The organism is Arthrobacter pasteuri (assembly GCF_054510955.1).
Window position 1 is genome coordinate 195,030 of record NZ_JBTNDO010000001.1, and the last position, 12,626, is coordinate 207,655.

Below are 12,626 nucleotides of genomic sequence, written 5' to 3' on the forward strand. Positions count from 1 at the left end.
TTCGAATTGAGTACAAAATATCAGGGATGGACACCGACCCCCGGGCCGAATCCCTTGTTCCACCGAGCCGCCGGAGGGTGTAGGAACAGCGATCCCTTCGCTTCCGCTACTGTCCGGACGAGTCCCTTGCCCGCCGGCATCTCCCGTGCCTAGGCTGGAATTACTAAGCACGCTTCCCAAGGAGCCTAGGAGTTGACGTGACCGGATCATCAGACCAGAACGCACTGCCGCTGCCGGACTACGACCACATCCCGCTCGGGACCCTGCCGACCCGCATCACGGGACTCGACGAGGGCGGCCTGCGGGCGCTGATCGACTACGAGGAGGCGCACGGGAATCGACTCCCCATCAAGCTCGTCCTCCAGCAACGCCTGGAGGCGGTGCAGGGCGGCGCCGAGCTCTCCGAGGGTGCCGGCACGTCCACGCCCGAGGTGACCAGTAGCGCGGGTGGTTCCCCGGTCAGCCCCGCAACCTCCGGACCGCCCATCAACCCGCCGTCGCAGGGCGACCCCACCAACCCGGCCCAGCCCCGCTAGTCCTCCCCTGCCAGTCCTTCGCTGCCGTGCCGCCTCACCGTCCGGGCGGCACGGCAGCCAGCAGGTCCTTTTCCAGCACGAGCTCGACCGACAGGGTCTTGTACCCGGTCGAGTCGAACAGGACGGTGATGATTCCCTCCTCGTAACCCATGACGGTCCCGCGACCCCACTCGGGGTGCTCGACCGTCGCGTCGACCTCGAACGGCACAACGTGCTCCCCGGCGGGGGTCGCCTCTGCCGACTCCGGACCCGCAGCTGCTTTCTCCCGCGTGCAGTTGTCGCAGTTCCCGCAGGGCCCGGGCAGTTCCTCCCCGAAGTAGGACAGCAGGAACTGTCGGCGGCACCCTCTCGTCTCGGCGTAGCGGCGGGCCATCTCGACGCGCGACTGGTCGATCCGCTCCCGGTTCTCCGCCTGCTCCACCGCCCTGACCGCCGCCTCGTCCGCGGACAGCTTCCGGGCGCGGTAGCCCTTCACCCCGTCACCGATGCTCTCGGAGGCCGCGAGCAGGTTGAGGAGCCCGGTCAGTGTCCGCGGGGACAGGCCCGACAGCTCCTTCAGTTTCTTCATCTTCACCGGCTTGTCCTGGGCGGCGATGAGCATGAACAGGTTCCGGACCTGCGTCCGGTTGACGGACTTCGCAGCGAAGAACCGTCTCAGGGACAGGTCCTCCGGGCGGTAGTGCAGGACGGCCTGTGCGTCGAGCCCGTCACGGCCGCCGCGCCCGAACTCCTGGTAGTAGCTGTCCAGGGAGTCCGAGATGTCGGCATGGACGACGAAACGCACGTCGGGCTTGTCGATGCCCATACCGAAGGCCGTCGTCGCGACGACGACGTCGATCGTGCCGTCGAGGAAGCCCTCGTGGACCGCCTCGCGCTCCTTTTTCCGGCGGCCGGCGTGATAGGCGTCGGCGCTCCTTCCGTGCTCCTGCAGCTCCGCCGCCAGCGCGTTGGCCGCCTTCTTCGTCGCGACATATACGAGCCCCGGCCCGGCGACGGCGAGAACCTGGTCACGGACGGCCCGATGCTTCTCGTCCTCCTCGACATGCTGCACGACGTCGAGGGAGATGTTGGGGCGGTCGAAGCCCTCGGCCATGATCACCGGGTCCTTCAGGTGGAGCTTCTCGACGATCTCCTTCTGCACGGGGCGGGAGGCTGTCGCCGTGAGGGCGATCACGGGCACGCGGAGCTCGCGCACGAGGTGGCCGAGCTGTAGGTAGTCCGGCCGGAAGTCGTGTCCCCACGAGGACACACAGTGCGCCTCGTCGACGACGACCAGTGAGACGTCGAGGGAGCGCAGGCGTGCGGCGACGTCGTCCCGGGCGATCTGCTCCGGGGCGAGGAAGAGGAATTTCGCCCGTGTCGATTCGTTGCCGTCCGACGCGGCCTCCCAGGCGGCGTCGAGCTCGCTCTTCCTGATGCCCGAATTGATGACGTGGGCCCGGACAACACCGGCACTCTCGTTTATCGAGTCCGCCTGGTCGTGCTGCAGGGCGATCAGGGGGGAGATCACGACGGCGACGCCGGGAAGCGCCATCGACGGCACCTGGTAGATCGCCGACTTGCCGGATCCGGTCGGCATCACGCAGAGGACGCTGTGCCCCTCGAGCACCGCCTCCATGGCCCGTTCCTGACCCGGGCGCAGGTCGTCCCAGCCGAAGGTGGACGCGGCGGTGTCCTGAAGGTCCTGCAAGGTGATGGTCACAGTGCTCCTCGAAAGATAAGTCCCCTTAGCGTATTGAAGGGCACCGACATACCCGTCCGCCCTCCGCGCAGGGGGCGGCGCTTGACAGCGGGCGGGGGAGATCCGGCTAGTCTGGCCTCATGCTGCGCATAGGACTGACAGGGGGCATTGCCGCGGGCAAGTCGGAGGTAGCGCGCTCCTTCGCGGGCCTCGGCGCCGTCGTCGTGGATGCCGACCTCCTGGCACGCCAGGCGGTGGAGCCTGGGTCGGAGGGCCTCGGCGATGTCGTGGCCGCCTTCGGGCCGCAGGTCCTGGCTCCAGGAGGCGGGCTGGACCGGCCCGCCCTGGGCCGTCTGGTCTTCGGCGACGAGGGGGCCCGCGCGCGGCTCAATGGCATCATCCATCCGCGGGTACGCGCCCGGGCGGCGGAACTGATCGACGCGGCGCCCGCCGACGCCGTCGTGCTGGAGGACATCCCGCTCCTGGTCGAGACCGGCCAGGCCGCGCGCTTCCACCTCGTCGTCGTCGTGGACGCGCCGGACGACCTCCGGGTCCAGCGGATGATCGGGCAGCGCGGCATGGAGCGCAGGGACGCCGAACAGCGCATCGCGGCTCAGGCATCCCGGACCGAGCGGCTCCGTGAGGCGGACGCCGTCCTCGTGAACGAGGGCTCGCTGGAGGATCTGCTGGCGGCGACGGAAGGGCTGTGGCGCGAACGCATCCTCCCGTTCCGCGACAACCTGGCGGGGGGCAGGGCCGCCGCAGGGGCCCCATCGACGGCGGTTGGGCTCGCAGGGACGAGTGGGCTGGCGCGCCGCGTCCGGGCGAAGATCGCTGCTGCGCTTCCGGCGGGTTCGGGGGCCTCCGTCGAGGACGGCAGCGCACCTGCCAGTTCTGCAGGGCTTACCCGTCCTCTCGGTCCTCCCGGGCACGACGACGTCGCGTCCGCCTCGGTGCGCGTGACGGTCGAGCGGGCGGAGCTGCTGAGCGCCGCATCCGACGCCGTCACAGCAGCCGGGTTCCCGCTCACCGGAGCGGCGGTCGCAGGGCATCCGGCGGGGCATCCGGCAGTGCATCGCGGCGCCGATCCGGCGACCGACGTCACGGTGACCGTGAGCGTCCCCGCCTCCGCGGCCTGAACGGAACAGCCGGGCCGACGAGGCCTTTCAGCCGCCAGCAAATCCGCGGAGAAGTGTCATAGGCAGGGACTACCGTTAACGCATGAGTCTTGCGCAGGATATCAAGCGTGTTGTGGCACCTTTCGAAGTCATCAGCGAGTACCAGCCGGCAGGTGACCAGCCCACCGCCATCAAGGAACTGGCCGAGCGCATCAACGCGGGGGAGAAGGACGTCGTCCTCCTCGGGGCCACGGGTACCGGCAAGAGCGCGACGACGGCCTGGCTCATCGAGCAGGTGCAGCGCCCCACCTTGGTCATGGTGCAGAACAAGACCCTCGCGGCGCAGCTCGCCAACGAGTTCCGCGAGCTCCTGCCCAACAACGCCGTCGAGTACTTCGTCTCCTACTACGACTACTACCAGCCCGAGGCCTACGTCCCGCAGACGGACACCTTCATCGAGAAGGACTCGTCGATCAACGAGGAGGTCGAGCGCCTCCGGCACTCGGCCACGAACGCGCTGCTGACCCGCCGGGACGTCATCGTGGTCGCGACCGTCTCCTGCATCTACGGCCTCGGGACGCCCGAGGAATACATCAACAAGATGGTCACGCTGCGCCGGGGTGACCAGATGAACAGGGACGAGCTGCTGCGGCAGTTCGTCGGTATGCAGTACACACGCAACGACATGGACTTCCACCGCGGCACCTTCCGCGTGCGCGGCGACACGGTCGAGATCATCCCGATGTACGAGGAGCACGCGCTGCGGATCGAGTTCTTCGGCGACGAGGTGGAGAACATCTACACGCTCGATCCCCTGACCGGCAACGTGATCCGCGAGGAGGAGGAGATGTACGTCTTCCCCGCCTCGCACTACGTCGCCGGCCCTGACCGCATGACGCGGGCCATCAAGGACATCGAGGACGAGCTGCAGCAGCGGCTCACGGAACTCGAGTCCCAGAACAAGCTCGTCGAGGCGCAGCGGCTCCGCATGCGCGTCACCTACGACCTCGAGATGATGCAGCAGATGGGCTTCTGCAACGGCATCGAGAACTATTCGCGCCACATCGACGGCCGGGACCCGGCGTCTGCGCCCCACTGCCTGCTCGACTACTTCCCGGACGACTTCCTCCTGGTCGTCGATGAGTCGCACGTGACCATCCCGCAGATCGGTGCCATGTACGAGGGCGACTCCTCCCGTAAGCGGACCCTCGTCGATCACGGGTTCCGGTTGCCCTCGGCCATGGACAACCGCCCGCTGAAGTGGGACGAGTTCCTGGAGCGCATCGGCCAGACGGTGTACCTGTCCGCCACACCGGGCAAGTACGAGCTCGGCAAGGCCGACGGCTACGTCCAGCAGATCATCCGTCCCACGGGACTCGTCGATCCCGAGGTGGTCGTCAAGCCGACCAAGGGCCAGATCGACGACCTGCTCGGCGAGATCCGCAAGCGCGTGGAGGTCAACGAGCGCGTGCTCGTCACCACCCTCACCAAGCGCATGGCCGAGGACCTCACCGGCTACCTCCTCGAGCACGGCGTCAAGGTCGAGTACCTCCACTCCGACGTCGATACCCTGCGGCGCGTGGAACTCCTGCGCGAACTGCGCATGGGGACGTTCGACGTCCTGGTCGGCATCAACCTCCTCCGGGAAGGCCTGGACCTTCCGGAGGTGTCGCTCGTGAGTATCCTCGACGCGGACAAGGAGGGCTTCCTGAGGAGCACCACCTCCCTGATCCAGACCATCGGACGTGCCGCGCGTAACGTGTCGGGCGAGGTGCACATGTACGCGGACCGCATCACGGACTCCATGGAACGCGCCATCGACGAGACGAACCGGCGCAGGGCCATCCAGGTCGCGCACAACCTCGAGCACGGGATCGATCCCACGCCGCTGCGGAAGCGGATCGCGGACATCACCGACACGATCAACCGCGAGGACGCCGACACGCGGGCCCTCCTCGAGGAGGCGGGCAAGAACCGGAAGCCGAAGAAGGGCGCGGGCCGCCACGAGGGGCTGGCCTCTGTTCCCGCGGAGGACCTCACGGACCTGATCCAGCAGCTCACCGACCAGATGCATGCTGCTGCAGCCGAGCTGCAGTTCGAACTGGCCGGCCGCCTGCGCGACGAGGTCGGCGACCTGAAGAAGGAACTGCGGCAGATGCAGTCGGCCGGGCACGCCTGAGCGGAGGGCGGCAAGGCCGCGGGGAAAGCGGCGGGAGAGCGGGAGAAGCCGCGGGAGAAGCAGCGGGACCACGTCAAGGAGGCCGGCGAATCTACACGGTGAAGTGCGTATTCGCCGCCTTCGCCGCTGCCCGGGTACCATTGGCGGTACGTAGGGGAGTATCCCAAGCGCTATGGACGTCAACACGTAAGGCACCGTCGCCCTGCCGGACGTAGCGGTCGGTCGGCAGCACGCCGCGGCGGAGAGACTTACGGCAATCCACTGCACCCTCCGGAAGGTACTCCATGCCCGCATTGCCCCTGGCATTCGAGATCGGCACGTTCGTCGTGCTCGGGATCATCCTGCTGTTCGACCTGCTGCTCGTGGTCAAGCGCCCGCACGAGCCCTCCATGAAGGAAGCCGGCCTGTGGGTCGCCTTCTACGTGGGCCTCGCCCTCGTGTTCGCCGCACTGATGTTCGCCTTCACGGGACCCGAGTACGGGGGGCAGTTCGTGGCCGGCTGGATCACCGAGTACAGCCTGAGCATCGACAACCTGTTCGTCTTCATCATCATCATGGCGCGCTTCTCGGTACCCAGGAAGTACCAGCAGGAAGTGCTCATGGTGGGCATCATCATCGCCCTGGTCCTGCGCGGCATCTTCATCGCCCTGGGCGCTGCCGTGATCGAGAACTTCAGCTGGATCTTCTACATCTTCGGCGCGTTCCTCCTCTACACCGCCTACAAGCAGGCCACGGACTCCGGCGAGGACGAGGAACACGCAGGAGACAACAAGCTCATCACGAAGCTCAAGTCCGTGCTCCCGATGTCCGAGTCCTACGACGGCAACAAGGTCCGCACGGTCGTCGACGGCAAGAAGGTCTTCACCCCCATGCTCATCGTCTTCGTGACGATCGGCCTGACCGACCTCCTGTTCGCCGTGGACTCCATCCCCGCCATCTTCGGCCTCACCCAGAGCGCGTTCATCGTCTTCACGGCGAACATCTTCGCGCTCATGGGCCTCCGCCAGCTCTACTTCCTGCTCGGTGGGCTGATGACGCGCCTCATCTACCTGAAGCACGCGCTCTCCGTGATCCTCGCCTTCATCGGCGTCAAGCTCATCCTCCACGCGATGCACGTCAACGAGCTGCCGTTCATCAACGGCGGCGAGCACATCGAGTGGGCTCCCGAGATCCCGACCTTCCTGTCCCTGGCCGTGATCGTCGCGACGATCGTCATCGCCGTGATCGCCAGCCTGATCCGCTCACGGGCTATCGAGGCAGCTGCAGCGCGCTCGGGCGGACCGGTGGACGGTACGTCATCCTCTCCGGCCGTCGACGAGGGACTCGACCACGCCGCGGACGAGGCCGGCGCCAAGGACCGCCGCCACTGAGCAGGCGACGCACCCCGCGCACCGGAGATCCCGCGCAGAGAACACGGAAGGACCCCGCCTTGGCGGGGTCCTTCCGTGTTCGGGCAGCAATGCTGTCGAGCGGCTCCTACCGGCGCGTCATCGACAGGAGCCGCTCGAAGATCGCCTCGCCGTCATCCGCGATCCCGTCGTGGTGGAACTCGTCCGTCTCCCACACCTGGAGGTTGCGCACGGCCGCTGCCGTCGCCAGGGAGAGGTTCCGGTCGACGTAGATGTCGTGGCGGTAGACGGCAGCCGCGGCGGGAATGGTGTTGGTCGCCAGGACATCCGCGTCGTACAGTGCACCCCAGTCGTCCTTCTCGGCGAGGATATCGGCGACCTCCCGCAATGGACGGAGCGCCGGGTCCTCCTCGAAGTACCAGGGGTAGATCATCTCCCCGGTGAGCAGGGGCTCCACTGCATCATCGCGGAACCGGGGGTACTCCTCGAGCACCCGCTGCGCCGCCCATGCCGAGGCGGAGCCCTGGCAGTAGATCGACTCGTGCAGGAGTGCATAGAGCGGCTGTGATGCCCGGCTGACGATGCCGTGGACCTGCTCCAGGAACGTCGCCGACAGGCGGGGTCCGCCGGGGGTCCGCGTGAAGGCGTCCTCGAGCAGGTAGTGCAGGCCGTGGACCCTCGTGTTCCCGCCGAGGAACGAGCCCACCATCTGGAAGCGCCGAGCCGTGAGACGCTCACCGCTGGGCAGGTACTCCTCGACGTCGTCGAGGTGACGGGCGATCCGGGTGACGAGCTCCCGGTCCTCCGGGTACCAGGCGAAGTACTCGCGGTTGCGTTCCTCGACCCGGGCGAACGTCGCCCGGTACACCTCGTCCGGGCTGCCCGACAGGGGTGCCAGTCCTCCGGTGATCAGGGCGCACTCGATCCCTGCGGGGGCCACCGACAGGTAGGTGAGGGTGCAGAAGCCCCCGTAGCTCTGCCCGAACACGGTCCAGGGTGGGCTCCCGAGACGGCGGCGGATCAGTTCGGCGTCCGCCACGATCGAGTCCGCCCGGAAATGCGCCAGATAGTCCGCCTGGGACTGCGCCGTGGGCAGCGAGGCCAGCGTGACGGCGTCGGCCGGCGTGGACAGTCCCGTGCCCCGCTGGTCCAGCATGAGGATCCGGAAATTCCTGGCCGCGGCCTTCATCCAGCCGGAGAGCTGCGTGGTGCGCACGCCCCGTCCGCCGGGGCCGCCCTGCAGGAACAGCAGCCAGGGGAGCCGGGCGGCCTCGTCGTCGGCGTGCTCCAGCGAGGAGTACTCGCGGGCGAAGACCTCGATGTCTCCGGAGGCGGGGTCCGCATGGTCCAGCGGGACGCGGAAGACGTGGCCGGTCGCGCGCAGGCCGCGCAGGACGAGCGTCCGGCCGATGGTGTGGTCCGCGGCCGGCTGCACCGCCCCCTGGTTCACAGGGCAGCGACTTTCGCGAGGGCATCACCCGTCAGCCGGAAGGTGCTCCACTCCGACTGGGGACGGGCGCCGAGGCTCTCGTAGAAGCGGATGGACGGCTCGTTCCAGTTCAGCACCGACCACTCCACGCGGGCGTAGCCGCGGTCGGCAGCGATCTTCGCCAGGTTGGCGAGGAGGGCCTTGCCGAAGCCGGCGCCCCGGGCTTCGGGACGCACGTACAGGTCCTCGAGGTAGATGCCGTTCACTCCCTCCCAGGTCGAGTAGTTGAGGAACCACAGGGCGAAGCCCTGGATCGATCCCTGCGCCTCGACGACATGGGCGTAGATGGTGGGCCGTTCCCCGAACAGGGCCTCCTGGAGGGACTCGGCGGTGTTCCTCACCGCGTCCGGCTCGCGCTCGTAGATGGCGAGGTCGTGGATGAGCTGGAGGATGACCGGGACGTCCGCCGGCCGGGCTTCGCGAATGGCATTCATCCCCCCAGCCTAGCCAGCCCGGGCCCCGTCCCGTCCCCGCCGACCCGGCGCGGGCACCGCGCCGGCACGAGGGCGGACCGCTGCTGTCAGGCCGCGACCGGTGCTCCGACGCCGAGGATCCGGACGACGGGACTTCCCGCCTCGTCGGACGCGGCGAGGTCGATCTCGGCGTTGATGCCCCAGTCCCCGTTGCCCTCCGGGTCCTTGAGGATCTGCCGCACCTTCCAGGCGCCGGGGACCTTCGTGATCAGGAGCAGGTTGGGACCACGTGCGTCGGGGCCGTCGTCGATGTCCTCGTAGTCCCCGAAGTACCCGTCCATCGCGTCGGCCCAGCGCTCGGCGGTCCAGCCCGAGTCGGCGTCGAGAGCACCGAGTGCCGCGTCCTGCTCGTCGGCGAACAGCTTCACCCGCTGGAACATCTCGTTGCGCACCATGACGCGGAAGGCCCGCTCGTTGGACGTCACCGACGGCGGCTCCTCGGGCAGGTCGACGGCGTCGACCGCGACGCCCGGGGCGATCCCGGCGGCGAGCTGGGTCCATTCATCGAGGAGGCTGCTGTCGACCTGGCGGACGAGTTCGCCGAGCCATTCCAGGATGTCGCTGAGGTCCTCGCGGAGGGCCTCGACCGGCACTGTGTGGCGCAGGGCCTTGTAGCAGTCGGCGAGGTACCGCAGGAGGATGCCCTCCGACCGGGTGAGGGCGTAGAAGGCCACGTACTCGCCGAAACTCATCGCCCGCTCGTACATGTCGCGGACCACGGACTTCGGTGCGAGTTCGAAGTCTCCGAGCCACGGGGCCGACGAGCGGTACACGTCGAAGGCCTGCTGCAGCAGTTCCTCCAGCGGCTTCGGGTAGCTGACTTCCTCCAGGCGCGCCATGCGGGCGTCGTAGTCGATGCCCTCGGCCTTCATGGCCGCAACGGCTTCCCCGCGCGCCTTCTTCTCCTGGGCGTTCAGGACCTGGCGCGGCTTCTCGAGTGTCGCCTCGATGACGGACACCACATCCAGCGCGTAGCCCGGCGCCTCGGGGTCGAGGAGTTCCAGGCTGGCGAGGGCGAACGGCGACAGGGGCTGGTTGAGGGCGAAGTTGGCCTGCAGGTGCACCTTGAGCCGCACCAGGCGGCCGTCCGGCTCCGGTTCGGACAGCTTCTCGACGATGCCGGCAGTGACGAGCTCGCGGTAGATGCCGATCGCGCGGCGCATCAGCCGCAGCTGCGAGGCGCGCGTCTCGTGGTTCTCGGTCAGCAGCCGCTTGGTGGCCTTGAAGGGATCGCCGGGGCGCTCGAGCAGGTTGAGCAGCATCGAATGGCTGACCGAGAACGAGGACGTCAGGGGATCGGGGATGCTCTCCACCAGTCGGTCGTAGGTGGGCCTGCCCCACGAGACGAAGCCCTGCGGGGGCTTCTTCCGCACCACCTGCCGCAGCTTCTTCTGGTCGTCCCCGAACTTGGACACGGCCTTCGCCATCGCCTTCGTGTTCTCGACGACGTGCTCGGGCGCCTGGACGACGACGGTGCCCGCGGTGTCGTAGCCCGCCCGGCCGGCCCGGCCGGAGATCTGATGGAACTCGCGCGCATTGAGCAGCCGCGTCCGCACGCCGTCGTACTTGCTGAGCGCCGTGAGCAGGACGGTCCGGATCGGCACGTTGATGCCGACGCCCAGGGTGTCCGTGCCGCAGATGACCTTCAGGAGGCCGGCCTGCGCGAGCTGCTCGACGAGGCGCCGGTACTTCGGCAGCATCCCGGCGTGGTGCACGCCGATGCCGTGGCGGACCAGCCGGTTGAGGGTCTTCCCGAAGCCGGACGAGAACCGGAACGCCGCGATGAGTTCGGCGATGCGGTCCTTCTCCTCGCGCGTGCAGATGTTGACGCTCATCAGGTTCTGCGCCCGCTCGATGGCCTCGGCCTGGCTGAAGTGCACCACGTACACGGGTGCCTGCCGGGTGGAGAGCAACTCCTCGAGGGATTCCTGCACGGGCGTCTCGACGTAGTAGTAGTGCAGCGGGATCGGACGCTCGACGGACGTGACGGTCGCGGTGGGACGGCCGGTGCGTTCGGTGAGGTCCTTCTCGAAGCGCGTGACGTCACCCAGCGTCGCGGACATCAGCAGGAACTGCGCCTGCGGCAGCTCGAGCAGCGGTACCTGCCACGCCCAGCCGCGCTGCGGGTCGGAGTAGAAGTGGAACTCGTCCATCACCACGGTGTCGACGTCGGCCCCGGCTCCCTCCCGCAGGGCCAGGTTCGCGAGGATCTCCGCCGTGCAGCAGATGATCGGCGCGTCCTGGTTCACCCCCGAGTCACCGGTGATCATGCCCACGTTCTCGGGTCCGAAGATGTCGCAGAGCGCGAAGAACTTCTCGGACACGAGCGCCTTGATCGGGGCGGTGTAGTAGCTGGTGCGGCCCTCGGCGAACGACTTCAGGTGCGCCGCGATGGCCACGAGCGACTTGCCCGACCCCGTCGGCGTCGCGAGGATGACGTTGTTGCCCGAGACGAGCTCCATCGCCGCCTCGTCCTGCGCGGGATAGAGCGTCAGGCCCCGCGCCGTCGCCCAGCCGGTGAACGCCTCGTAGACCGCATCCGCTGGAAGGTGGCCGTCGTCGTGCCGGGGCAGGTGCTCTTGGATCCTCATGGTCCGTTCAGCCTACCCGTGGCGTCGGTGCCGCCTCCGCTACCAGCCGCGCTGCTTCCATTCCGCGAGGGAGCCGCGCTCCGCGCCGAGGGTCGTGCCCTTCCCGTGCCCCGGGTGGACGACCGTGTCATCCGGAAGGTGGTCGAAGATGCGGGTGGAGACGTCCTCGTAGAGCGAGGCGAAGCGCTCCGGGTCGCCCTGCGTGTTGCCGACGCCGCCGGGGAACAGCGAATCGCCCGTGAAGAGGTGCGCCGGGCCGGAGGGGTCACGGTAGAGCAGCGCGACGGATCCCGGAGTGTGGCCCCGCAGGTGGATCGCCTCGAGGTCGAACCCCTCGAAGGAGCCGACGTCGCCGTGCCGCAGCGGGACGTCCGTGGGTACGGCGATGTCCGCGACGTCGTCCGCACCGGCGGCGGTACGGGCACCCGTCGCCTCCTTCACCTCGGCCAGCGCCCTCAGGTGGTCCCAGTGCGCGTGCGTCGTGACGATGAGGGCCACCCGGGCCTCGGCGTCCGTGTCCTCCTGCGCATCCGCGAGCAGTTCGAGGATGGCGTGCGCGTCGTCGGCGGCGTCGATGAGCACCTGCGCGCCGCTCGACTTCGAGGTCAGCAGGTACACGTTGTTGTCCATCTCGGACACCGAGATGCTGCGGATGGTCACGTCGGCGAGGTTCTGCATGTGCCCAGTGTAGGCAGGGCGCCCTCGAGCGAAAGCGGCCGGGCGGCGGGCCCGACGGCGGGTCCGACGGCGGTAGGGTGCAGGGAGAGACGGCCGCCGGGCCCGTCGCCGAGCATGGAAGGACGGGCGTGGAGCAGGACATCCCCCGCTGGCTGAAGGTGGACCCCACGAGTTCGGTGCCGCCCTTCGAGCAGATCAAGCAGGCCATCCTGGCTGCCGCCAACTCGGGCAAGGCGTCCGTCGGGACACGGCTGCCGCCGGTACGCGCGCTCGCAGCACACCTCGGCATCGCCGCCAACACCGTGGCGCGCGCCTACCGGGAACTGGAGCAGGCCGGCGTCGTGGAGACCCGGGGACGGGCAGGGACCGTGATCACGGCAGGAGGCGACGACGCCCGGCGCAAGGTGGCCGACGCCGCGGAGGTGTTCGCCGTCGTCGTGGCCTCCGCGGGTGTGTCGGAGGCCGACGCAGTGGCCATCGTGAGGGCGGCATTGCGCCGAGCGTGAACGGCGGCGCCGGAGGCGCCAGAACG

The 12,626-nt window shown here is 68.5% G+C and carries 10 protein-coding genes; 5 read left to right on the top strand and 5 right to left on the bottom strand.

All coding sequences use genetic code 11. From position 1 onward, the window contains the following. Positions 1–197 precede the first annotated feature (197 nt). The gene (locus ACX80H_RS00970) at positions 198–536 is read left to right on the top strand and encodes a DUF8129 domain-containing protein (protein ID WP_459310566.1); all 339 of its coding nucleotides are present in this window, start codon (positions 198–200) and stop codon (positions 534–536) included. 34 nt (positions 537–570) lie between these two features. On the opposite strand, the gene ACX80H_RS00975 is transcribed toward ACX80H_RS00970, so the two are convergent. Beyond that, on the bottom strand, positions 571–2,238 hold the full coding sequence (locus tag ACX80H_RS00975) for a RecQ family ATP-dependent DNA helicase (protein WP_459310567.1): 1,668 nt from the start codon (positions 2,236–2,238) through the stop codon (positions 571–573). 119 nt (positions 2,239–2,357) lie between these two features. On the opposite strand from ACX80H_RS00975, the gene coaE reads away from it, so the two are divergent. From coaE to ACX80H_RS00990, 3 genes are all read left to right on the top strand, one after another. Further along, positions 2,358–3,356 carry a dephospho-CoA kinase gene (gene coaE / locus ACX80H_RS00980; protein ID WP_459310568.1) on the top strand — a complete coding sequence of 333 codons (999 nt, stop codon included), beginning with the start codon at positions 2,358–2,360 and terminating at the stop codon, positions 3,354–3,356. 82 nt (positions 3,357–3,438) lie between these two features. Continuing rightward, positions 3,439–5,514, top strand: coding sequence for an excinuclease ABC subunit UvrB (gene uvrB, locus ACX80H_RS00985; protein WP_459310569.1), 2,076 nt, complete (start codon positions 3,439–3,441; stop codon positions 5,512–5,514). 284 nt (positions 5,515–5,798) lie between these two features. Further along, a complete protein-coding gene (locus tag ACX80H_RS00990) occupies positions 5,799–6,884 on the top strand; it encodes a TerC family protein (RefSeq protein ID WP_459310570.1) in 1,086 nt (361 codons plus the stop codon). A gap of 106 nt (positions 6,885–6,990) precedes the next feature. Here ACX80H_RS00990 and ACX80H_RS00995 read toward each other — a convergent pair whose 3' ends face one another. The 4 genes from ACX80H_RS00995 to ACX80H_RS01010 form a co-directional block, all read right to left on the bottom strand. After that, positions 6,991–8,313, bottom strand: coding sequence for an alpha/beta fold hydrolase (locus ACX80H_RS00995; RefSeq protein WP_459310571.1), 1,323 nt, complete (start codon positions 8,311–8,313; stop codon positions 6,991–6,993). Beyond that, the gene (locus tag ACX80H_RS01000) at positions 8,310–8,786 is read right to left on the bottom strand and encodes a GNAT family N-acetyltransferase (protein WP_459310572.1); all 477 of its coding nucleotides are present in this window, start codon (positions 8,784–8,786) and stop codon (positions 8,310–8,312) included. Before ACX80H_RS01000 ends, ACX80H_RS00995 begins: the two co-directional genes overlap by 4 nt. An 86-nt stretch (positions 8,787–8,872) precedes the next feature. Beyond that, positions 8,873–11,416 carry a DEAD/DEAH box helicase gene (locus tag ACX80H_RS01005; protein ID WP_459310573.1) on the bottom strand — a complete coding sequence of 848 codons (2,544 nt, stop codon included), beginning with the start codon at positions 11,414–11,416 and terminating at the stop codon, positions 8,873–8,875. Positions 11,417–11,455: 39 nt separating this feature from the next. After that, positions 11,456–12,094: an MBL fold metallo-hydrolase gene (locus tag ACX80H_RS01010; RefSeq protein ID WP_459310574.1), complete on the bottom strand. Its 639-nt coding sequence runs from the start codon at positions 12,092–12,094 to the stop codon at positions 11,456–11,458. A 128-nt stretch (positions 12,095–12,222) separates the two neighbouring features. Here ACX80H_RS01010 and ACX80H_RS01015 point away from each other — a divergent pair, with 128 nt between their 5' ends. Beyond that, complete coding sequence (locus tag ACX80H_RS01015; protein WP_459310575.1) at positions 12,223–12,600, top strand: GntR family transcriptional regulator; 378 nt, start codon at positions 12,223–12,225, stop codon at positions 12,598–12,600. The last annotated feature ends 26 nt before the right edge of the window (positions 12,601–12,626 follow it).